We start from the raw sequence: 22,558 nt of genomic DNA on the forward strand, positions 1-22,558 counted from the left end.
TTCTCAGTTACTGCGAACGCGCGGGCGATTAGGGGTGATGGTGCTGTAGTCAGCGGTCCTGAAATGCTGCGGCGCGAAGGGGCTGACGCGGACGACGTCGCCGATCACGATGACCGCTGGATTGGCCACGCCGATCGCTTCCGCCTGGTCCGCAATGGTCCCCAACGTACCGATGGTGACGCGCTGATCCGGCAAATACCCGTTCTCAACGATACCTACTGGAGTGTCCGAAGGCAGACCCGAGCCTGCCAGCGCGGCGGCAGAATCACGCAATTGGGCCACTCCCATGAGCAACACCACAGTGTGGTCAGGCCGGGCGGGGACCTCGGACAACTCTTCGTGCCCGGTGACCACGCTGAACCCCTTGGCCAGGCCCCGGTGCGTGACGGGAATGCCGGCTGCCGCCGGAACGGAAATGGCCGACGTTACGCCGGACACCACTTCAACCTCGACGCCGTTCTGCCGGCAGAATTCTGCTTCCTCGCCACCGCGGCCCAAGACGTAGGGGTCGCCGCCTTTGAGGCGGACCACCCGGTTGCCCTTCAAGGCTTCCTCCACCAGGATGCGGTTGATCTCCAGCTGCGGGACGGGGTGGTGGCCGGGGGTCTTTCCAACTTCAATGACGCGGACATCCGGGGCCAGCTCGTTGAGCAGCTCGCGGGGGCCAAGACGATCAGTCACCACGACGTCGGCCTGGCCCAGGAGGCGCCGTCCGCGGACGGTGATGAGTCCCGAGTCGCCGGGACCGCCGCCCACAAGGGCCACCGAACCGGCCGGGGCCTTGCCGTCGGTTTCCGGCTTACGATGACGCCGCAAAGGCAGGTCACCGGTTTCCAGCGCTGTGGCTACGGCGTTGCGAAGTGCCATGGCGCGGCGCGGGTCTCCCCCGGCATTGATGGCGATCCTGACGTCATCCACCACCGCCACGGCCGGCGTCCACGCAGCCGATGCTTCATGGTTCGATGCGTTGACGCACCACAGCCGCTGCGCCTCGGCGTCGGACGCCACCTGGGTGTCCACGGCGGCAGTGCCAGTGGCCGTCTGAACGAACCAGACGCCGTCGAGATCTTCCGTGCGGTACTCGCGCGGCTCCCACGTGAGGATGCCCGAGTGGTGAAGTGCTTTGAGGTTTTCAGTGGCAACGGGGGCGACCACGGTGACCAGCGCGCCGGCGTCGAGCAGCCCTTTGGCGCGGCGTTCCGCCACCGGTCCGCCGCCCACCACCAGCACCGGGCGGCCGAGCAGCCGCAGCGCGGTGGGGTAAATGTCCTGTATTGCCATGAAAAAACTGTAGGGCTGGGCCGTAATATGCTTCAAAGGCCCGGAAACACCCGGTAACGCTGGGTAATCCAACGTCACAAATTACTGGTCCAATTCCGGGTGACTCCTAGAAGACGGACCACCCCGTGCGGGTGGTGAACTCGTCCAGGGCCGCCACTCCCGCCACAGAGTTGCCTGAACGTCCAAGTCCGGGGCTCCACACACTGATGGCGCACTTGTTGGGCACCACGGCCACGATTCCACCGCCCACTCCGCTCTTGCCCGGGAGGCCCACACGGTAGGCAAACTCGCCAGCGGCGTCGTACGTACCGCAGGTCAGCATCACTGCGTTGATCCTCTTGGTCTGGGCAGGCGAAAGGAGCAGGTGCCCATCCGCGCCCAGGCCATTGGATGCCAGGAAACGGGTGGCCAACGCCAGGTCCTCGCACGTCATGGCAAGGGCACACTGGCGCGCGTAGGAGTCCAACACCTCATCCACCGGGTTTTCCAGATTGCCGCAGCTCGCCAGGAAGTGTGCCAGGGATGCGTTCCGGTGTCCCTTGCCCAGCTCGGACAACGCCACCCGCTGATCCGTGTCCACGGCGCTGTTGCCCGTCTCCTGGCGCATCATTCCGCGCACAGCGTGGGCCGCATCCCCGGTGAGGCTCAGCAAGCGGTCCGTGACCACTATTGCACCGGCGTTGATGAAGGGGTTGCGGGGAATGCCGTCTTCGCTCTCCAACTGGACCAAGGAGTTGAACGGGTTGCCGGAAGGTTCACGGAACACCCGCCTCCAGATGCGGTCGCCGTCCGCGGCCAGCACCAAGGCCAGCGCAAACACCTTGGAGATGCTTTGGATGGAGAACTCAACGTGGGCATCCCCGGCCGAAAAGACTTCGCCCTCTTTGGTGACCAGCGATATGCCGAACTGCTCCGGGTCCACCGCGCCCAATTGGGGAATGTAATCCGCCACGTTGCCTTGGCCGATGTGCGGTTGAACCGCTCCCACGATGTCTTCCAGGAGGTTCTGTATGTCCAATGGTCACCCTTTACTTTGGCCGCTCGTCATTGAACGGCGATATTGGCGCTCCATCCAATAGCCGGAGCGACGTACTTGGCCACGTTGCCCAGCAGCTTGGCGTTGTAGTCAACGCCAAGTTGGTTGGGCACGGTCAGCAGCACCGTATCAGCGGACTGGACTGCGGCGTCCTTGGCGAGCTCTTCTGCCAACGTGTCCGGGTCACCAATGTAGCTCTTGCCAAACCGGGACTGCGCGCCGTCCAGGATGCCCACCTGGTCCTGGCTGTCCGCTTGGGCACGGAGTCCGAAGAAGTGGTTGTCCTGGTCATCAACAATGGGAATGACGCTTCGGCTGACGGAAACCCGTGGCTCGAAGTCATGTCCGGCTGCGGCCCAGGCTTCACGGAAAAGGCTGATCTGTTCGGCTTGGAGTTGGTCGAACGGAACTCCCGTGTCCTCCGTCAGCAGGGTTGAGCTCATCAGGTTCATGCCTTGCTCTGCTGCCCACACTGCGGTTTTCCGGGTTCCGGCGCCCCACCAGATTCTTTCTCCGAGACCGGGCGACTGCGGCTGGATGGGCAACAAACCACTGGCACCCCCTGCGAAACGGCTGTCCGCCTCCGCAATGCCGTGCCCGGCGATGGCTTTCCTGAAGAGGGCCGTGTGGCGCCGGGCCATGTCACCGCCATCTTCGCCATCAGCAGGAACGTACCCGAACGTGGCTGCGCCGTTCCGGGCGGGCTCGGGTGAACCACGGCTCACGCCGAGCTGAAGCCTGCCATCGCTGATGAGGTCCGTGGCCGCTGCTTCCTCGGCCATGTAGAGCGGGTTCTCGTAACGCATATCGATCACGCCGGTACCCATCTCGATGCGGCTGGTCCGTGCAGCGATGGCGGCGAGCAGTGGGAAAGGGGAAGCCTGCTGCCGCGCGTAGTGGTGCACCCGGAAGAAAGCGCCATCGATTCCCAGCTCTTCCGCGGCCACGGCAAGGTCGATCCCCTGTTTCAGGGCGTCTCCGGCCGTTGGTACCAGTGAGCCGGGGACTCGTGCCCAGTGCCCGAAAGAAAGGAATCCGATCCGTTTGTTGTGCATGTTCGGGATAACGCGGATTGGTGCCGAGGCATTCCTTCGCCCCCTTTGCCGCCTGCTCTTTTCGGGAACCTAGTCTGCCCGCCCGTAGTGCATGGACACTGTGCCGTTGCTCAAGGGTTCGGCGGAGATCAGTGTGAGACGCCGGGTGCCCGGCAATCCGTCCTGGTACAAAGTAGGACCGTGGCCCGTGATCATGGGCTGGACCAGGAACTTGTACTCATCGATCAGGTCCAACCGGTCCAGCTCCGTGGCCAGCTTCCCGCTTCCAACAAGCACACCATCGGGGGTCGCGTCCTTGAGTGCCTGGACCGAACTCCGGAGGTCCCCCACCAGATGGTGACTGTTGTTCCAAGGGAAGTCGCTTCTTGTCCTGGAAACAACGTACTTGGGTTTGTCTTCCAGGGTGATCGCCCAATCCCGGAGCGCCAGCGGGGCATCCACCTCCCCGCGCGCCACAAGGGGCCAGTAGCTCTCCATCATTTCGTACGTGGTGCGTCCCCACAGCATCGCTCCGCCCTGTTCCAGGAGCCGGGTGAAGTGCGCGTGCGTTTCGTCGTCCGCGATCCCTTCCCGGTGGTCGACGCAGCCGTCCAGGGTCACGTTGATACTGAACGTTAGGATGCCCATCCGCCGAGTCTAATTCCGCCCCTCTCTCACATAACACCCCTTTTCCGCCGTTCCTTTCTCACATAACACCCGCTTTCCGCCGTTCCTCTCTCACAAAACACCCCCACCCCACCATCCCTCTCTCACATAACACCCCCTTTCCGCCGTTACTCCCCAGGAGAGAAGCGGGCGAAAAGGGCCGGGCCAGAGGGCGCCGGTGACGCAGAAGCCCGACGGCGGGATGTCGCCGTCGGGCGTCAAACTGCAGGACGTGAGAGAGGAACCGCTAGAAGGAGGCGGGACGTGAGAGAGGAACCGCCAAAAAGCGACGGGACGTGAGAGAGGAACCGCCAAAAGACGGCAGGACGTGAGAGAGGAACCGCCAAAAAGCGACGGGACGTGAGAGAGGAACCGCCAAAAAGCGGCGGGACGTGAGAGAGGGGCGTTAGCGGGAGCTGCCGGCCAGGAGGCCGCGGCGCTGCAGCAGGCGCTTCTCGATCGGACCGAAAACCAGCAGCTCGATCAGGATGCCCACGGCCAGGATCAACAGGATCGCGGCCATGACGATCGACATGTCGGAGAGCACACGCCCCTGGTCAAGGAGCGAACCCAAACCGAAGCCGATGGTTCCTCCCACAGCGATGATTTCGGCCGCCATCAGGGAGCGCCAGGAGAAGGCCCACCCCTGCTTCAGCCCGCCGATGTACCCGGGAAGTGCGGCGGGGAGGACAATCTGCAAAGCCATCTGGAGCCGGTTCGCCCCGAGGACTGTCCCAACGCTTCGGTACTGCGGCGGGATCTGGTCCACGCCGGAGATGAGGCCGTTGATGATGGACGGAATCGCGCCCATGAGCACCACAAAGTAGACGGTGGCGTCCGTCAGTCCGAACCAGATGATGGCGGCGGGAACCCATGCCACGGACGGCAGCACCTGAAGGCCGGATATCAGCGGACCAAAGGCACGCCGCAACGGAGCAACCTGTGCCAACAACAACCCCACAGGCGTGGCCACCACCACGGAGATCAGGAAGCCCACCAGGCCTCTCTGCAGGGAAGTCCACACGGATTCCTGCAGTTTCCCCTCACTCCACAGAACGCCCAGCTGGCCCAGGACATCCAACGGCCCGGGGACCTGGTCGCGGCGCTTCAGTCCCAGGGAAACGTAGAACTGCCACACCAGCACCAAGACCACCAAGGCGGCGATCGGCAGGAGCACGCGCTTCCAGTCGATGCCGCGCTTACGGCCGTTGTCCGACTGGAGGTTGTCCAGTCCGGCCTCGAGGTCCCGCAGTTCCGAGGCGTTGCCCTTGAGCGACGGGGACGTGATGTGTTCTTTGGAGTCAGTCACGGCAAGCTCCCGCTCTTCGGTGGTGATGGGGTTACTTGGCATGGCGGCGGATCTCCTCGCGAAGGCGGCGGGTGATGACACCGGTCAGCTCCCCGGCGCGGCCAGCATCCGTCCGGTGTTCCTCGGTGACTTCCCATTCGGCCACCACCCGGCCCGGACGCGAGGACAACAGCAGCACGCGCTGGCCCAGCCGGACGGCTTCGCGCACGTTATGGGTCACGAACACGATGGTCCGGCCGGTTTCCTTCCAGATGCGCTCAAGCTCGTCGTGCAGGAGGTCGCGGGTGATCGCATCCAAGGCAGCAAAAGGCTCATCCATCAACAGCAGTTGGCGGTCCTGGGCCAGGGAACGGGCCAGGGCAACGCGCTGCCTCATGCCGCCGGACAGTTCGTGGGGGCGCTTGTCACCGGCTCCGCCCAGGTGGACCAGTTCCAGCAGTTCACCGGCACGTTGGCGCCGGCTTGCCTTGGTGCTGGACTTGTCGGCCAGATGCAACGCGAGTTCGATGTTGCCGCGCGCGGTCAACCACGGAAAGAGGGAGGCGTCCTGGAACATGAAGGCGGCGCCGTCGCTGGGAACCTCCAAGGCGCCCGACGTCGGCTTCTCCAGTCCCGCCATGATGTTCAGCAAGGTGGACTTGCCGCAGCCGGACGCACCGAGGAGCGCGACGAACTCGCCCTGCGCGATGGTGGCATTGACGTCGTCCAGCACCGGGGCGCCGCTGCCGAAGCGCTTGCCCAGGTTCTCGAGTACGACTGGCATGGTCCCGTCCTTCGTGTTGATTGGTAGAGCTGATGTGGCTGAAGGCCGGCCCGCTTCGCGCTCGTGGAGAGGGAAGCGGACCGGCCTGTCAGTGCTTAGTCCTGGCCAAGACCCGCGGCCGAGGTCTTCTTGCCTTCAACCTCGTTCAGGGTCCGGAGGTCGAAGATGCCATTGATGTCTGCCTGCTTGGTGGTTCCGGCTTTCACGCCGTCATCCAAGAGCTTCTTGTAGGTTCCAGCGAGCGGGTCGGTGGTGAACTTGATGTTCTGGAGCGCCCGTTCAATTACGTTGGCCGGAAGCGGTTTGCCTGCGGTGTCCTTGAGGACGGCGTTGATGGTGGTGGCCTTCTCCTCGGCCGAAGCCGTGTTGAGCCAGTTCACGGATTCCACGTGGCCCTTGAGCAGCGCCTTCACGGTTTCCGGGTGTTCTGCGGCGAACTTCTTGTTGACGATCAGGATGGTGGTGGTGAAGTCACCCTTCTCCCACAGGTCCTTCTCATCCACCAGGACCTTGGCCCCGGCTTCGAGCACCAGGCGGGACGCCCACGGCTCAGGCAACCACGCGCCGTCGAGCTTTCCGTCCTGGAAGAGCTTCAGCGACTGCGCATTTTCGGTGGGGTTGATGTTCACATCCCCGCTGCCGTCAACGTTGGTTTTGTAGCCCTGGTCCGTCAGCCAGGCGCGAAGGGCAACGTCCTGGGTGCCACCGAGCTGCGGGGTGCTGAGCACCTTGCCCTTGAGGTCGGCTGCGGATGTGATCTCCGGCTTGACCACCAGCTGGGCACCACCGGACGCTGCGCCGGCGATGATGCTGATGGACTCGCCGTTGCTCTTGACGTAGGAGTTGATGGCCGGGTTGGGCCCGATGTAGGTGGCGTCGATTGCGCCGGCATTCAGGGCTTCAATGGCGGCCGGGCCGGCGTTGAAGATCTGCGTGCTGAGCTTGGTCTCGCCAAGATCCTTGGCGATGATGCCCTTGCTGGTGCCCACCAGTGCGGGAGCGTGGGTCACATTGCTGAAGTAACCGAGCTTGAGTTCCGCGGCCGGAGACGTGGTGGGTGCCGGAGCCGCTTGGTTGTTGTTGTTGACGGCTGATGCAACTGCGGCGCCCGCGCCGATGAGCAGGACCAGGCCTACGGCCAGTCCGATCTCCAGGGTGCGGCGGCGCTTTGGCTTGGCGGTCTCACCGGCGACGATGCGGGTGGTGCCGGGGTTGGGTGACTCGGGGGTGTTCGACATGATGGGGTCCTTCGGAGATGTGGGATGCGTGCGGGGCGAAGATCAGGCCCCGTGACATCGCCCGTCGAGGGCAAGCGAGGACCATTCCGGAGAGGTCATGCCTTCACAGTAGGGACTGTCATATTTCGGCTTCAATCCCGCAGAAACCAAGGTTCACGCAGGGTCACTTGGCGTCATATTGGCCGCTAGAGCTTCAATGTCGTGCGGTGTTGTGCGGCAGCACCCACCTATGAGAAGGGCGCCCCGGTCCTGCCATGCGCCCGCGTTTCCGGCCAGGGTTCCCCCGCCGTGGAGGCCCTGGGCCGGCCCCCATGTCTTGGTGACGGCGTCATAGGTCTCGCCCGAGTTCGGGTAGGCAACCAGGGGTTTATCGGAAAACTCCTGCAGCGTGCCAAGGGCGTCCGTCACCAGTTCCAGCGGCACACAGTTAATTCCGACGGCGGCAACGCGCGGTTCCGCGGCGAGCAGCGCAGCGACGTCCACCAACGGCGTTCCATCGCTGATGTGGGCGCTGTCCCGCAGCGTAAACGTGAACCAGGCTTCGACGTCGAACTCGCCTACAAGAGCCAGCAACGCCTCGGCTTCCGCGAACGACGGCAGGGTCTCGCAGGCCAGGAAATCTGCGCCAGCCTCCACCAGGGCAGCAATACGCGGGCGGTGGAAATCCCGGAATTCCGCGGGAGAAAGCGTGTAATCGCCGCGGTACTCGGACCCGTCGGCCAGGTACGCCCCGTAAGGCCCCACGGAACCCGCTACCAGCAAGGGGCGGGATCCGGGGTTGGCCGCCAGGTATTCCTGCCGGGCTTCATCAGCCAATCGGACACTGAGCGCCACCAGGTCCAGTGATTCCTGCGCCGACAGCCCGCGGCGGGCAAAACCGTCCGGAGTTGCCTGGTAGCTGGCCGTGATCGCCACCGAGGCGCCGGCGTCGTAATAATCCCGGTGCACCCGCTTGATCAGGTGCGGCTGCTCCAAAAGGACTTTGGCGGACCACAGCGGATCCTCCAGGTTGCAGCCGTGGGCCTCAAGTTCAGTGGCCAGGGCGCCATCCAGGACCAGGCGTTCGCCGGCGTCCACGAGGGTGCTGAGGGTGGTGTTCTGTGGCATGCATGCTCCTTAAGGCAGAACCGCAGCCTGCCCGGACCCCACGTGGGAGCCGCGGACAAGCTGCGGTTTGTGACGACGTGTGACCCTAGATGACGTAACGTTCGTCCTCATGGTCACCGGGGTGGTCCTTGACCAGTCCGGCGGCAAGGGTATTTCCATCAATGGGGTCGATCACCAGGAAAGCTCCGGTGCGGCGGTGGTGCAGGTAGTTCTCCAACGGCAACGCCGCGGCCAGCCGAAGCTGGGCATGCCCAATGTCGTTGAGCTCCAGCGTGGACGCAGGCTCAACGTTGAACGTGGCCAAATCCAGCTTGCCGGTGACGTTGCGGACCAAAGCCTGGACCGTGCGGGTACCGTGCTTCACAAGCACCTTCTGGCCTTCGCGCAGTGGCTTTGGCGACAGCCAGGCCAGCGATGCGTACAGGTCAGCGGTGCTCTCGCGCACCGTCCCCGCAGCGGCAATGGTGTCGCCGCGGGCGATGTCGATCTCGTCAGCCAACCGCACTGCCACTGACTGCGGAGCTGCTGCCTCGTCCAGCGACTGGCCGGCAAAGTCGATGCCAACCACCGTGGTGGTGCGCGGCTCATGGCCCGGGCTGATGACGCTCACGGCGTCACCCACCTTCACCGAACCTTCGGTGATCTGGCCGGCGTAGGCGCGGTAGTCGCGGTACTCCTCCACATCCAGCCCGGCGGCAACAGCATCGGGTGCCAGCGCGCCCTGCGGACGGATCACCAGCTGCACGGGGAAGCGGAAGCTCTCCAGGTCTGCCTCAAGCTCGTCCGCCGCGGGCAGGGTCTCCAGGACCTCCAACAGCGCCGGACCGGAGTACCAAGGGGTGCGATCCGAGCGGTCCACCACGTTGTCGCCATCCAGTGCTGACACAGGAACCACGAAAAGATCGGTGACGCCACCCGCAGTTGAATCTTCGCGTCCAAGGCCAAGCTCGCGGGCAACCTTCTGCACGTCCGCTTCGATGTCGCGGAACACCTGCTCGCTGAAGTCCACCAGGTCGATCTTGTTCACAGCCACAATGACGTGGGCAACCCGCAGCAACTGCAGCACGGACAGGTGTCGGCGCGTCTGCTCCAGTACGCCCTTCCGGGCGTCAATGAGCACGACGACGGCATCCGCAGTAGACGCGCCGGTCACCGTGTTCTTGGTGTACTGAACGTGGCCGGGGCAGTCCGCCAGGATGAAGCTGCGGCGATCGGTAGCAAAGTAGCGGTAGGCCACATCGATGGTGATGCCCTGCTCGCGTTCGGCGCGGAGGCCGTCCGTGAGGAGAGCCAGGTCGATTCCGCCCTTTTCGCCACCGAAGCCTCGGTCCGCAGAGGTGCGTGCCACTGCGTCCAGAGTGTCGGCGAGGATGGCCTTGGAGTCGTGAAGGAGGCGGCCCACCAAAGTGGACTTGCCGTCGTCCACCGATCCGGCAGTGGCAAAACGGAACAGGGTTGTGGGCAGTGCTGTTTCCAGCGCGCCAGCCAGTGTCTCGGTGCTCATTTAGAAGTAGCCGTCCTTCTTGCGGTCTTCCATGGCTGCCTCGGAGATGCGGTCATCTGCTCGGGTGGCGCCACGTTCGGTCAGGGTGGAGGCGGCGACTTCAACAACGACGTCGGCCACGGTGCGGGCATCGGATTCCACAGCACCTGTGCAGGACATGTCACCCACCGTGCGGTAGCGCACCAGCTTGGTGATGACTTCCTCGTGCGGCAGCGGCTGGGAAACCTCGCCCACCGCACGCCACATGCCGTCGCGGGCAAACACGTCGCGCTCGTGGGCGTAGTAGAGGCCGGGAAGCTCGATGTTCTCCCGCTCGATGTAGCGCCAGATGTCCAGCTCGGTCCAGTTGCTGATGGGGAACGCGCGGACGTGCTGGCCCACAGTGTGGCGGCCGTTGTACAGGTTCCACAGCTCGGGGCGCTGGTTGCGCGGGTCCCACTGGCCGAACTCGTCGCGGAGGCTGAGGATGCGTTCCTTGGCGCGGGCCTTGTCCTCGTCGCGGCGTCCGCCACCGAAGACGGCGTCGAACTTGTTCTTCTGGATGGCGTCCAGCAAGGGAACTGTCTGCAGCGGGTTGCGGGTTCCATCGGCACGCTCGGCCAGTTCGCCGCTGTCAATGAACTCCTGCACGGAACCCACCACAAGCTTCAGGCCAAGGCGCTCAACGGTGCGGTCACGGAAGTCGATGACCTCCGGGAAGTTGTGTCCTGTGTCCACGTGCAGCACCGGGAACGGAACCTTGCCGGGCCAGAATGCCTTGGTGGCCAGGTGCAGCATGACCACGGAGTCCTTGCCACCGGAGAAAAGCAGCGCGGGCTTTTCGAACTCGGCAACCACTTCGCGGATGATGTGGATGGCCTCGGACTCAAGGGTGTCCAGTGAGGAGAGGCGCTGGTTCAACGCGAGGTCCTCGCTGCTTGTGAAGGTGCTCATGTGTGTAGTCCGCATTCTGTCTTGTCGGATCCTGACCAGCGGCCGGCGCGGGGGTCTTCTCCCGGGGCAACCTGGCGGGTGCAGGGCTGGCAACCGATTGATGGGTAACCCTGGCTCAGGAGTGGATTGACGGGGAGGATGTTGTCCTCGGAGTACTCGATCAGTTGATCGAAGGTCCAGTCCACCATCGGGTTCACTTTGACCAGGCCGAAACCTTCGTCCCACGTGATGATTGGCGTGTTGGTCCGGGTAGGTGCCTCGTCGCGGCGGACACCCGTGAACCATACTTCATAGCCAGTCAAGGAGCGGCGCAGGGGCTGGACCTTGCGCAGTGCGCAGCACTGGGCGGGGTCGCGGGCAAACAGGTCCTTGCCCAGCAACCGGTCCTGCTGCTCCACCGTGTTCCCCGGAAGGACGTCCACCACGTTGACGCGCAGGTTTGCTGCCACTTCATCGCGGGTCTGGTGCGTTTCCTTGAAGTGGTAGCCGGTTTCCAGGAACAAGACGTCGACGCCGGGAAGCTGGTCCGCCACCAGCGCCGGCAGGACGGCGTCGGCCATGGAGCAAGCCACCGTGACGGCGGGCAGTTCAAAGTTGCGGGCCACCCAGGCAATCGCTTCGGAGGCGGTGGCGTTCCAGCCGAGCTCGGCCGCGCCTGCTTCAGCCAGGGCCTTGAGCTCGTCGTTGGAACGCTTGAGGGCTACAGCTACGGTCACTGCAAGTCTCCTTCATCTACGGAGTGTGCCCACTCGGCGAAGGTCTGGCCCTCGGCGCCCACGGCGACGAACTTACGGACCACACGCTCCACGTAGTCAGGCAGGTTTTCCACCGTGACCTTGAGGCCACGGACGGTGCGCCCCAATCCGGCCTCTTCGCGTTCGTTGTTGGCCAGCCCGCCACCGAGGTGGACCTGGAAACCCGGGGTGGGGTCGCCGTCGGGCGTCGGCAGCATCATGCCCTTCAAACCGATGTCCGCTGTCTGGATGCGGGCGCAGGAGTTGGGGCAGCCGTTGATGTGCAGGGACAGTGCCTGGGGAAGCTGCTTGGTCTCCACCAGGTCCGCCAGGCGGCGTTCCAGTTCAGCGATGGCAGTGGCTGCGGTGACCTTGGTTTCCACGATGGCCAGCTTGCAGAACTCGATGCCAGTGCAGGCGATGGTGCCACGGCGGAACACGGACGGCCGGGCGGAAAGGCCCAAGGTGTCCAGTTCGGCGATGAGCGGCTCCACCTGTTCCTTGGCAACATCCAGGATCACCAGCTTCTGGTGGGGAGTTGTGCGCAGGCGGTAGCTGCCGTGCTTCTCCAAAGTGTCCGCCAGCGTAACAAGTGCCTCGCCGGACGTGCGCCCAACAGTGGGGGTCACACCGATGAAGAACTTGCCGTCCTTCTGTTCGTGGACACCAATGTGGTCACCGGGCGAGGTTGGCTTGGGCGCGGCCGGACCGTCGGGAAGCTTGAAGCCGAGGTATTCGTCTTCGAGGATCTGGCGGAACTTGGCCGGTCCCCAGTCGTTCATGAGGAACTTCAGGCGTGCCTTGGTGCGCATGCGGCGGTAACCGTAATCGCGGAAGATACTGGTGACGCCCAGCCATACTTCAGCGGCAACGTCAGCGGAGACGAACACACCCAGGCGTTCGGCCAAGCGGGGGTTGGTGGACAGGCCGCCGCCAACCCAGAGGTCGTAGCCGGCGCCAAGTTCGGGGTGGATCACGCCAACCAGTGCGAAGTCGTTGATCTCGTGCACCACGTCCTGGGACGGGTGCCCGGTGATGGCGGTCTTGTATTTGCGCGGCAGGTTGGCCAGCTCGGGGTCGCCAATGAAACGCTCGGCGAGCTCGTGGATCAGCGGCGTGGGATCGATGATCTCGTCCTTTGCGATGCCCGCCACCGGGGAGCCAAGGATGACGCGGGGAACGTCGCCGCAAGCTTCAGTGGTGGACAGGCCGATCCCCTCAAGGCGTCGCCAGATCTCCGGGACGTCCTCAACGCGGATCCAGTGCAGCTGGATGTTCTGTCGGTCCGTGAGGTCAGCGGAACCCCGTGCAAAGTCCACGGAAATCTGGCCGATCACTCGCAGCTGCTCGGTGCTCAGCGCACCGCCGTCGATGCGAACGCGCAGCATGAAGTACTTGTCTTCGAGCTCGTGCGGCTCCAGCGTGGCCGTCTTGCCGCCGTCGATCCCGGGTTTCCGCTGCGTGTACAGGCCCCACCAGCGGAAGCGGCCGTGCAGGTCTGTACCTTCAATCGAGTCGAAACCCTCTTTGGAATAGACAGACTCAATGCGCTCACGGACGTTGAGCCCGTTGTCATCCTGCTTCCAGGTTTCGTTGGCATTGAGGGGCGTGGTGCCGTCAACCTTCCACTGGCCGTGGGGCTTGGCGGCAGGGCGGGTGCGCGCCGGGCGCTTGGCGGTCTCCGCGGACCCACCGGCTACAGCTGTATCTGTCATATATCGAGGGTAGGTGTGGCCAGTTTTCGCCAGCAAAGGTCCGGAAATGCTAAGTCACCTAGGGAAACATTTCGTCACGAATGCCCCTATTGCCTTGCAAGGACGGCGTCGTACCTTTCCAGTGCAATCTCCGCGAGCACCTTGGAAGGCAGCAACGGAGCCGCGATGACGTCCGCGCCGGATTTGGCCAGCTGATCGTGGAAGTAACCGGTCGCCAGGAGGTAGGAAGCAATGAAGACCCTTCCGTTGTTCCCGTCCGCGGCGAGTTCGGCGCGCAAGGAGGCAACGCCGTCGGGCACCGTTGGCTGGGCGCTGGCGCCGTACGCAACCCGTACTTTGTTGGGCAGCAAGCCGCCGAGGAGGCGCGCCTGCTCTTCCGAATCAATGGAGCCGTCCGGAAGGGAGGATCCGGCGGCAGCCAGCAACACGCCGTCGTTCTCCTCCAGGCCGGCCGCCCGCAAGTGGGTGGCAAGCAGCTCGGCCAGCCGCGGATCAGGCCCCAGCGGCCTTGCGGCCACAACCTCGGGCCGGCTCTTGATCGCCTTGGGGACGTCCACTTTGATGTGGAAACCAGTGGACAGCAACAACGGCACGACGACGGCGTCGGTCCCCTCCGGGAGGCCCTCCACCACCCCGCCCAACTCGGGTTCCTGAACGTCGACGTAAGCCTCAACAACCTGAAGTCCGGGGCGCAGTTCCCCGATCTCGGCCATGACTTTGCGGATAGCCGCCTGGCCAACCGGGTTGCGGGTTCCATGGGCGCAGGCAATCAAAACAGGGCTGTTCATGGGAGCTAGCGTAACGTTGAGCCAGCACCTGTTGTGAAGCACGCTGAGAAAGAACCGCCACCTTGATTTCCATTGACATTGTTCTTTTGTGGCTCGATTTGGTGGGCGTGTTCTTCTTCGCGGTCTCAGGGTCCCTGCTGGCAGCCCGCAATCAGTTCGACATTGTGGGCTCGGTCCTGCTCGCCTCGATCGTTTCCTTGGGCGGCGGCGTGATCCGCGACATCATCATCAACACGGGCCCGCCCATCGCGTTCACCAATCCGGCGTACCTGGCTCCCCCGTTGCTGGCCGCGCTGTTGGTCTATTTCCTGTTTTCCTCAGTGCAGCGGTACACCTCACTGCTGACACTGTTCGACGCCGGCGGGTTGGCGCTGTTCTGCATCACCGGAACGCTGAAGGCGATCGGCGCGGGCATGAACCCGGTTGCCGCCATCCTTTTGGGCGTCACCACGGCCGTGGGCGGCGGCCTGTTGCGCGACATCACCGCCAACGAGATTCCCACCCTGTTCAATAACCGCGACATTTACGCCCTCCCCGCCTTTGTGGGCGCCGGACTGACCACCCTGTTGTGGAACCTGGGAGTGTTCACCGGACTCACTGCGTGCTTGATCGCCGCGGTGGTTTTCGCCTTCCGGGTCACCGCTTGGCGACGCAGCTGGTACGTGCCGCTGGCTGTCCGCGGATGGCATAGGCCCGGCAGCGGATCGGGCGCAATTTCGGGCACCCGGGATTAGTTAGGATTAGAGCATGACTGACATGTTCCTCGAGAAGTTCCGCGCTCTGGTCCCAAAGTATCTCGAGGATGAATGGCAGGAAGAAGACGGCCTGACGCCCGGCGAACTGGACGATTCCCTGGCCGATCACTCCTTCACCATCCCACTGGTCCTGCGCGAGTTCTACCTTGCCGTGGGCGGTTGCGAGGACATCATGGAGGCATACCACTACTTCTGGGACCCCGAGGAACTTGAAGTTGATGACGAAGGCTTCCTCATGTTCCTGGAGGACGAGGACGAACAATTCACGTGGGGCTTCCGCACCGTGGACCTCGGCGTCCCGGATCCCATTGTGTGGCGCAGGAACAACGCCCGCGGGCAATGGAAGAGCGAGGAAGGCACCTTCTCCGAGTTCGTCTTTGACATGTTCGACTGGGCATTCAACGACGAAGACTAGGTACACCCTGTTTCAGGCAGCCCCTGCTGGTCCCTCAACGGGTCCGGCGGGGGCTGTTTTGTTCCCCTCCTCAATCCGCCACCACCGGACCGGGCCGAAACGGCCGGCCTCCCTGTTCCGAAGAACCACCAGGACTTCGTCCACCATCCGCTGAGGATGATGGACCACGTCTGCGTAGTAGTAGCGGAGGCTCAGCAGTCCACCACTCATGCCTGCGTTGTTCCGGTATTGATCCTTCCTGGCCTGTCTCGGCTCCAGGTGGGTGCCGCCGTCGAGTTCTACAATCAGGCATTCATTGACCAGACAGTCCACTTCTCCCACCCCGGGCACGTCCACATGCATACGGACCCGGAGACCTGCTCGAGTGAAGTGTGTATGGGCCAGCACCTCAAGTAGCGAGTCCGCACGGGGAAGGACCAGGTCCAGTAGTTCCCGCGCCTTCCCATTCCTGTTGCCATTCAGCTTGTCCGCCAGGAAGGGGACGGACAGCAGGGCCTGGGACACCGCGCTCTGCACCATGACCAACGCTTCAATCTCCGGCAGGCACCTGATGGCATGAAGCAGGACATCCGCCACCCCTGCAACAGGTAGATACGAGTGGGCCGGGTGAAGGCACGCGCCGTGGTGGATGATGTTTCTCCGTTTCAGGCCCGTGCTGCAGCTCAGATGGAGAGAGCCGGGGTTGCCGAGGCTCCACAGCCGATAGAAACGAGCTGCTGAAACGCAGGTAATGAGGCCATTGGCCCGGAAGGCAGCCTCGACATCCGTATCTGCATCCTGACCTGTGTACACGCCCCGATGGAGCCGGCCAATTAACCCAGCATCCAAGGCGCTGGCCACCGCCCGCCGAGTGAATCCAGCCTTGCGGAGGGAGCCAGTGGTGGCTACGCCGTGGCGGCTCCTGAGGAAATCTGTGATGTCCATGTGCCAAGGATTGGCATCCCTGTGCAGCCAAAGGGATGTGCGATTCAACGTATGTGGATAACTCCCCCGTGCCGCCGCCACCCACTTTGCACGCCTTTGGGCTCCTTTGGTCCTGTGGCACGGCGTGTCGCGGCTCCCGCCAGTTCAAAGTAGGTGGCTGAGGCAAGCCCCTGCCTGTAATCCTCTGTGCGACTTCCAAGAAAATCATTTGACCCTGCGCGTTGCATTTATGACAGGGTTGTCATAAGCTATTCACGGATCCACTAAATGCCTCCGGTGGATCTGATGCGAACGGAGATTGTGGTCCCGGTTCGGTGCAGCGTATGACTCGTGACGTTGCAGCGGACCGGGGCCATTCCGTTTAACACCCCCTACCTTCAAGGCGGCTGGCTTCCACTCGGATTTCCCTGTGCCGCCACCACCCACTTTGGAACTTCTGGAGCACGACACACCGCCCATCCGCCGCTGTTCCGTGGGCCAGCCGGTCAAAGTTGGTGGTGGCGGAACGGGTGCCAAGGCCCCACCCCACCCCGGCAAACAACAAAGGCAGGCATCCAGGCCTTGGAGGGCCGGACACCTGCCTTTGCGAAGCGGTGCGTAGGTGTTAGCTGCTGCGGTCCACCACAGCGTGGGCAAAGTTGGTGAGCGAGTCCTTGACGATTCCCTCAGGCAACGGGGCCAAAGCGGCAACGGCCTCAGCAGCCCACTGCCGTGCGATCTTCCAAGACTCATTGGTGACGGGGTGTTCCCGCAGCCCTTCCACAGCTTCGGCCAAGGCGGCGTCGGAGGACAGGTCCCCGTCGATCAGTTCCAGGAGTGCTGCAGCGGAGGTGTCCCCCGCGGCAGCATCACGGCGGAGCAACAGCACGGGGAGGGTGGGTACGCCTTCGCGGAGGTCCGTGCCCGGGGATTTGCCCGACTTAACCTTCACGCCGGTGACATCAATGACGTCGTCGGCAAGTTGGAAGGCCACGCCAACCTTCTCGCCGTATTCCACCAGGAGGTCTTCGTAGGACTCGTCGGCGCCGGAGAAGATCGCACCCAACTGGCCGGACGCGGCTACCAGCGAGCCGGTCTTGTCCGCGATCACGGAGAGGTAGTGCTCCACGGGATCTTCGTCCTCGCGCGGTCCCACGGTTTCGTGGAGCTGCCCCAGGCACAGGCGTTCGAACGTCCGGGCCTGGATACCCAGTGCGCGGGAGCCGAGCTCTGACACCAGGATGGAGGCGCGGGCAAAGATGAGGTCACCGGTGAGGATGGCGACTGAGTTGCCCCACACTTCGTGCGCTGTGGGAGCACCACGGCGGTACGGCGCGGAGTCCATGACGTCGTCGTGGTACAGCGTTGCCAGGTGGGTCAGCTCCACCACAACGGCCGCCTGGACCACTTCCGGACGCGAATCATCGCCGAGGTGTGCGCAGAGGAGGGCCAGCAGCGGACGGATCCGCTTGCCCCCGGCTTCCACCAGGTGCCGCGAGGTGGCATCGGCCAAGGGGTCCGAGTTGGAGATCGCTTCGCGGAGCTTCTTTTCAACCCGGGCGAGGTTGTTGGTGATGGCAGGGCCGAGTTCGGCATCGGCTGCGATGGCAGCAAAACCGGCAGGCAGCTGGAGCCCCGTGGCTATGGCAGTGGTGTCCAGAGAGGGCTCGGTGGAGTCCGGCAAGCCGTGCCCGGCATGCGTCCAACTGTGTTCGGCAGAGTTCGTCACGGGTTAACCCTAACTAGTTGTTGCGGAAACCGCGGTGTCGGAGCCAGCGGCCGTCAAGACGCCGGACGAAGAGGTGTTGGACGTGGCCGGAACAAGCATCTCCAGGACCCGGATCACACGGTCCTCGAAGCCCTTGGCGGAGGGGTCCGTGAGGTTGGCCAGCATGCGGACCACAAAGCGCATCAGCACCGGAATGGGCATGCCGGTCCTCAGGGCCAGCTTCATCACAGCTGGCTTTCCGATCAGCGAGGCAAAGAGCCGTCCCAGCGTGAAGTGCGATCCCCACTGGTCCCGCACATAGTCCGCGTACCGCGAAAGGTGGGTATCGGCGTCGTGCGTGGACCAACCGGCTGAAGCCGACCGCGAAGAAGCATCAATGATGAACTCAGCCGCGAACCGTGCAGACTCCATGGCGTAGGAAATGCCCTCACCGTTGAACGGGGACACCATTCCGCCGGCATCGCCCAGCAGCATGAGGCCCGGTGAGTAGTGCGGCGTGCGGTTGAAGCCCATGGGCAGCGCAGCGCCGCGGATCTCCCCTACCTGGTTTTCCGGAGTGAAGCCCCACTCGGAGGGCATGCCGGCAGTCCATTCGCGCAGAACCTGCTTGTAGTCCAGCTTCCCGAATTCCTTGGAGGAGTTCAGGATGCCCAGGCCTACGTTGGAGGTGCCGTCCCCGACGCCGAAGACCCAGCCGTAGCCGGGCAGTGGCTTGCCGGATTTGCCGGGCAGTTCCAGCCAGCCTTCCATCCAGTCGTCCTCGTGGCGGGGCGAGGTGAAGTAGGTGCGGACTGCGACGCCCAGCGGACGATCGTCCCGCTTGTGCATCCCCATGGAGACGGCCGTGCGGGTGGAGTTGCCGTCCGCAGCGAGCACGACGTCGGCGTGGAAGTCTTGCGTTTGGCCCGTCTTGCGTCCGGACTCGTGAAGGATCGCGGCGGTTGCGCCGATGACCCGGCCGTCGTCGGCGCGCAGCACGGACGTGACACTGTGGCGTTCCAGCACGGCGGCTCCGACGGCCTGCGCGTGGCGGGCCAAGTCCTCGTCGAAGCCCAAGCGGGTGCGGATCAGGCCGTACGTGGGGAAATCGGCGACTTCGGGCCACGGCAGTTCAATGGTGCGCCCGCCGGCGATCAGGCGGAGGCCCTTGTTGCGCCGCCACCCCTCCTCCACAGCATGCGGAAGCCCGAGCTTCTGGATCTCGCGGACAGCCCTGGGAGTGAGTCCGTCCCCGCAGACCTTTTCGCGGGGGAAAGCGGTTTTTTCCAGGACTGTGACATCAATGCCGGCCTGGGCGAGGTAATACGCGGCGGTGGACCCGGCCGGGCCCGCACCAACAATCAGTACTTTCACGTCGTCCTAAATCAGCAGGCAGAAAAAGTCAGTCGGCCTGGTGGCGGGGCTTGATCTGGCGGCGCAGCTTGGCCACGGGAACACTTTCGCGGTGCTCGGCGGGCTTCTGCGCACGGTGCACGGCAACAATGCCGCCACTGAGGTTGCGGTAGGTCACGTCAGTCCAGCCGGCCTCGGTGAGCCACTGGGCCAAGTGGTCCTGGTCCGGCCAGGCGCGGATGGACTCAGCGAGGTATACGTACGCGTCCGGGTTGGAGGACACCTTGGTGGCGATCGCGGGAAGCGCACGCATCAGGTACTCGGTGTAGAGGTTGCGCCACAGCGGCACCACGGGGTGGGAGAACTCGGCGATGACCAGGCGTCCACCGGGCTTGGTAACGCGGAGCATTTCCTGCAGGGCCTTCTTGGGTTCAACAACGTTGCGCAAGCCGAAGGAGATGGTGGAGGCATCAAAGCTGTTGTCCGCGAACGGCAGGTTGGTGGCGTCACCGGCAATGAAGTCGATGTCCGGGCGGCGGCGCTTGCCTACCTTGAGCATGCCCAGGGAGAAGTCGCAGGCAACCACGTCAACGCCTGCATCAGCGTACGGTTCGCTTGACGTGCCGGTTCCGGCGGCGAGGTCCAGGACCTTCTGGCCCTTCTTCACATCCATGGCGTCCACCACGATCCGGCGCCAACGCCGGGTCTGCCCCATGGACAGGACGTCATTGACGACATCGTATTTTGGCGCGACATCGTCAAACATCGTCGCAACTTCGTCCGGACGCTTTTCCAAGGATGCTCGGTTCACCCTGTAATTGTCTCAGACATTCAGCCGACTTTGCTGCGCTGTAGAAGTCGGCTGAGAAACTGCTTGTCCGCGGGAGTACTGTTGTTCCATCATGACGAGCACGCTTCGCACCTTGACAGTCCCCCTCGATGTTGATCCATCCTCAGGGGGGCTGCCGTCGTTTCTGGTGCGGGATGACGTCCTCTGCTGGTCACGGCGCGAAGCCGGCCTCGTCGGTTACGGGGAGCTGACCCGTTTCAACGCCACCGGTCCCGAGCGTTTTCTTGAGGCAGATATCTGGTGGCGGCACCTGATTCTTGAGGCCAACATCACGGACCACGTTGACCTTCCGGGCACTGGTCCGGTGGCTTTTGGTTCGTTCGCCTTCTCCAAAACCTCCCCGCATGTTTCGCGGCTCATCCTCCCGGAGCTGGTCATCGGTATCCGCGACGGCCGCGCGTGGGCCACCCAATTGACGTTCGACGACGGCCCCCTCACCGAGGCCGGTGTCCTCGATTCCGTGGACCATTGGCTTCGCGGCACCAACGGTGAGGGCACCGCGGCAGGAGGGTCCGACGTCGGGCCCTCACCTGCCGCTGCCACCGCGGACGGCTACCTTGGCCACGGTTCCCTGAGTGAAGCCGCCTGGATGAAAGCCGTTTCCGATGGCGTGGAGGAGATCCGCGCGGGCAAGTTGGAAAAGCTGGTGCTGGCACGCGATGTTGTGGCCACCCTGCCCGACGGCGTCAATGCGGCCGAAGTGTTGCGCCAGCTTGCTGCCCGGTACAGGGAGTGCTGGACATACGGCGTTGACGGGCTGGTGGGTGCCACGCCAGAGATGCTGATCCAGGTGGAGGGCAGGACAGCCCAGGCCCGCGTGCTGGCTGGCACCCTTGACCGGCGCGATGCCGAGGGCGTGGAAGGCTCTCCCATGGAATACGCCGAGCGGGTCCTGGCGGGCTCGGAAAAGCAGCGGCACGAGCATGAGATTGCCATTGACTCCCTGACGCGCCAGTTGGCTCCCTTCTCCGAGGCCATGAACGCGCACAGCGAGCCCTTCATCCTGGAGCTGCCCAACGTGTGGCACTTGGCGTCGGACGTCAAGGCTGAGCTTGCCGATATTGAGGGCCACGTCCCCACCTGCCTGGCGCTGATCAATGCGCTGCATCCCACGGCGGCTGTTTGCGGCACGCCCACCATGGTGGCCGGCGCACTGATCCGGAAGCTGGAACATCTGGACCGCGGCCCGTATGCAGGACCTGTGGGCTGGCTGGATGCTGCCGGCAACGGCGAGTGGGGCATTGCACTTCGTGGGGCGGTCATTGAAGACGCCAACACCGTTCGCCTTTACGCCGGATGCGGCATTGTGGAGGGCTCGCAGCCCGAGGCCGAATTGGCCGAAACGTGGGCCAAGTTCCGTCCGATGCTCGAGGCTTTGGGCATCCGCCGCTGAATCTGGGATTCCAGACTGCTACCTGCTTTGGGTGGTTGCAAAATGGGTAAAGTAGTTATCCAATAGTGAAACAAAGTTTCCTGTGATGTACATCTCACGTTCGGCGCTACACTAAAACCGACTCAGTTCAGCATCCATTGCAACAAAAGGTAAACAACATGCAGATCTCCCGTTCGGTTCTGTCCGGCACCAAGATTGCCGCCGTGCTCGCAGCCGGCGCCCTGGCACTGACCGCCTGCGGTGGTTCCTCCAGCCCGGCCGCCTCCTCCGACACCGGCCTCAAGCTCATCAACGCCGGCAAGCTGACCGTTTGCTCGGATGTTCCCTACGAGCCCTTCGAATTCCAGAAGGACGGCAAGATCGTTGGCTTCGATATGGACATCGCGGCCGAAATTGCCAAGGACACCAAGACCGAACTCAATGTGGTGGACAGCTCCTTCGAAGCAATCGAGACCGGCACCGCCCTGACCGGTTGCGACGTCTCCATTTCCTCGATCTCCATCACGGACGTCCGCAAGAGCGTCATGGACTTCTCCACCCCTTACCTGGACGACGACCTGACCCTCGTGGCCACGTCCTCCTCCGGCATCAACAACATTGACGGCGCCAAGGGCAAGAAGGTGGGCGTCCAGCAGGCAACCACCGGCGCCCAGTACGCCAAGGACAAGGGCATCGACGCACAGCAGTTCGAGGATTCCGGCCTCCTGGTCCAGGCCCTCAAGGCCGGAACCATTGACGCCGCAATCGGCAACCAGTCCGTCCTGGGCTACGCCATCAAGGATGACTCCAACCTCAAGCGCGTTGAAGACTACGCCACGGGCGAGAAGCTTGGCATTGCCATCAAGAAGGGCAACACCGCCATGGCCGACGCCGTGAACTCCACCCTGAAGCGCATCACCGATGACGGTTCCCTGAAGAAGTTCGAGACCACCTGGTTCGGCGAAGCCACCAAGTAGTTCGAGACCACCTGGTTCGGCGAAGCCACCAAGTAGTCCGAGCCCCGGCTCCCGAGATCCACGCAGGTGGGCCCCGAAACCACATGTTGTTTCGGGGCCCACCTGCGCAACACGAAT

The 22,558-nt window shown here is 63.7% G+C and carries 21 protein-coding genes; 4 read left to right on the forward strand and 17 right to left on the reverse strand.

Going from position 1 to position 22,558, the window contains the following annotated elements:
* Positions 1-3: 3 nt before the first annotated feature.
* The 13 genes from cobA to JOE60_RS13715 all read right to left on the reverse strand — a co-directional run bounded on the left by cobA (position 4) and on the right by JOE60_RS13715 (position 14,108).
* Complete coding sequence (cobA, locus tag JOE60_RS13655; protein WP_167263738.1) at positions 4-1,281, reverse strand: uroporphyrinogen-III C-methyltransferase; 1,278 nt, start codon at positions 1,279-1,281, stop codon at positions 4-6.
* Between the two features lie 106 nt (positions 1,282-1,387).
* Complete coding sequence (locus JOE60_RS13660; RefSeq protein WP_167263740.1) at positions 1,388-2,299, reverse strand: glutaminase; 912 nt, start codon at positions 2,297-2,299, stop codon at positions 1,388-1,390.
* 26 nt (positions 2,300-2,325) lie between these two features.
* The gene (locus tag JOE60_RS13665) at positions 2,326-3,372 is read right to left on the reverse strand and encodes an LLM class flavin-dependent oxidoreductase (protein WP_167263742.1); all 1,047 of its coding nucleotides are present in this window, start codon (positions 3,370-3,372) and stop codon (positions 2,326-2,328) included.
* Between the two features lie 69 nt (positions 3,373-3,441).
* Positions 3,442-3,999, reverse strand: coding sequence for a dihydrofolate reductase family protein (locus JOE60_RS13670; RefSeq protein ID WP_167263744.1), 558 nt, complete (start codon positions 3,997-3,999; stop codon positions 3,442-3,444).
* A gap of 424 nt (positions 4,000-4,423) precedes the next feature.
* Positions 4,424-5,368, reverse strand: a complete 945-nt coding sequence (locus tag JOE60_RS13675; RefSeq protein WP_167263746.1) for an ABC transporter permease — start codon at positions 5,366-5,368, stop codon at positions 4,424-4,426.
* Positions 5,358-6,089, reverse strand: coding sequence for an ABC transporter ATP-binding protein (locus tag JOE60_RS13680; RefSeq protein WP_167263753.1), 732 nt, complete (start codon positions 6,087-6,089; stop codon positions 5,358-5,360). Before JOE60_RS13680 ends, JOE60_RS13675 begins: the two co-directional genes overlap by 11 nt.
* A gap of 95 nt (positions 6,090-6,184) precedes the next feature.
* Positions 6,185-7,327, reverse strand: coding sequence for an ABC transporter substrate-binding protein (locus JOE60_RS13685; protein ID WP_167263755.1), 1,143 nt, complete (start codon positions 7,325-7,327; stop codon positions 6,185-6,187).
* Between the two features lie 153 nt (positions 7,328-7,480).
* Positions 7,481-8,434 carry a homocysteine S-methyltransferase gene (mmuM, locus tag JOE60_RS13690; protein WP_167263756.1) on the reverse strand — a complete coding sequence of 318 codons (954 nt, stop codon included), beginning with the start codon at positions 8,432-8,434 and terminating at the stop codon, positions 7,481-7,483.
* A gap of 85 nt (positions 8,435-8,519) precedes the next feature.
* On the reverse strand, positions 8,520-9,938 hold the full coding sequence (locus JOE60_RS13695) for a sulfate adenylyltransferase subunit 1 (RefSeq protein ID WP_167263757.1): 1,419 nt from the start codon (positions 9,936-9,938) through the stop codon (positions 8,520-8,522).
* Entirely contained in the window at positions 9,939-10,871 is a 933-nt protein-coding gene (cysD, locus tag JOE60_RS13700) for a sulfate adenylyltransferase subunit CysD (protein ID WP_167263758.1), read from the reverse strand.
* Complete coding sequence (locus JOE60_RS13705) at positions 10,868-11,587, reverse strand: phosphoadenylyl-sulfate reductase (protein WP_167263759.1); 720 nt, start codon at positions 11,585-11,587, stop codon at positions 10,868-10,870. Before JOE60_RS13705 ends, cysD begins: the two co-directional genes overlap by 4 nt.
* Positions 11,584-13,320: a nitrite/sulfite reductase gene (locus JOE60_RS13710; RefSeq protein ID WP_167263760.1), complete on the reverse strand. Its 1,737-nt coding sequence runs from the start codon at positions 13,318-13,320 to the stop codon at positions 11,584-11,586. Before JOE60_RS13710 ends, JOE60_RS13705 begins: the two co-directional genes overlap by 4 nt.
* A gap of 86 nt (positions 13,321-13,406) precedes the next feature.
* On the reverse strand, positions 13,407-14,108 hold the full coding sequence (locus JOE60_RS13715; RefSeq protein ID WP_167263761.1) for a sirohydrochlorin chelatase: 702 nt from the start codon (positions 14,106-14,108) through the stop codon (positions 13,407-13,409).
* A 62-nt stretch (positions 14,109-14,170) separates the two neighbouring features.
* On the opposite strand from JOE60_RS13715, the gene JOE60_RS13720 reads away from it, so the two are divergent.
* Both JOE60_RS13720 and JOE60_RS13725 read left to right on the forward strand, forming a co-directional pair.
* On the forward strand, positions 14,171-14,842 hold the full coding sequence (locus JOE60_RS13720; protein ID WP_167263762.1) for a trimeric intracellular cation channel family protein: 672 nt from the start codon (positions 14,171-14,173) through the stop codon (positions 14,840-14,842).
* 13 nt (positions 14,843-14,855) lie between these two features.
* Positions 14,856-15,278, forward strand: coding sequence for a hypothetical protein (locus JOE60_RS13725; protein ID WP_167263764.1), 423 nt, complete (start codon positions 14,856-14,858; stop codon positions 15,276-15,278).
* Between the two features lie 12 nt (positions 15,279-15,290).
* Here JOE60_RS13725 and JOE60_RS13730 read toward each other — a convergent pair whose 3' ends face one another.
* The 4 genes from JOE60_RS13730 to JOE60_RS13745 all read right to left on the reverse strand — a co-directional run bounded on the left by JOE60_RS13730 (position 15,291) and on the right by JOE60_RS13745 (position 20,053).
* Positions 15,291-16,202 (reverse strand): type IV toxin-antitoxin system AbiEi family antitoxin domain-containing protein, encoded by a 912-nt coding sequence (locus JOE60_RS13730; protein ID WP_167263765.1) that lies wholly within the window; start codon positions 16,200-16,202, stop codon positions 15,291-15,293.
* A gap of 604 nt (positions 16,203-16,806) precedes the next feature.
* Complete coding sequence (locus JOE60_RS13735) at positions 16,807-17,910, reverse strand: polyprenyl synthetase family protein (protein WP_167263767.1); 1,104 nt, start codon at positions 17,908-17,910, stop codon at positions 16,807-16,809.
* Between the two features lie 9 nt (positions 17,911-17,919).
* Complete coding sequence (locus JOE60_RS13740; RefSeq protein ID WP_167263769.1) at positions 17,920-19,263, reverse strand: geranylgeranyl reductase family protein; 1,344 nt, start codon at positions 19,261-19,263, stop codon at positions 17,920-17,922.
* A 28-nt stretch (positions 19,264-19,291) separates the two neighbouring features.
* Positions 19,292-20,053, reverse strand: coding sequence for a demethylmenaquinone methyltransferase (locus JOE60_RS13745; protein WP_167263771.1), 762 nt, complete (start codon positions 20,051-20,053; stop codon positions 19,292-19,294).
* Positions 20,054-20,144: 91 nt separating this feature from the next.
* On the opposite strand from JOE60_RS13745, the gene JOE60_RS13750 reads away from it, so the two are divergent.
* Together JOE60_RS13750 and JOE60_RS13755 are read left to right on the forward strand one after the other, a co-directional pair.
* A complete protein-coding gene (locus tag JOE60_RS13750) occupies positions 20,145-21,485 on the forward strand; it encodes an isochorismate synthase (protein WP_167263773.1) in 1,341 nt (446 codons plus the stop codon).
* Positions 21,486-21,643: 158 nt separating this feature from the next.
* Entirely contained in the window at positions 21,644-22,441 is a 798-nt protein-coding gene (locus tag JOE60_RS13755; RefSeq protein ID WP_167263775.1) for an ABC transporter substrate-binding protein, read from the forward strand.
* Positions 22,442-22,558: the final 117 nt, after the last annotated feature.

Origin of the sequence: Paenarthrobacter ilicis (genome assembly GCF_016907545.1) — a bacterium.
GTDB lineage: Bacteria > Actinomycetota > Actinomycetes > Actinomycetales > Micrococcaceae > Arthrobacter > Arthrobacter ilicis.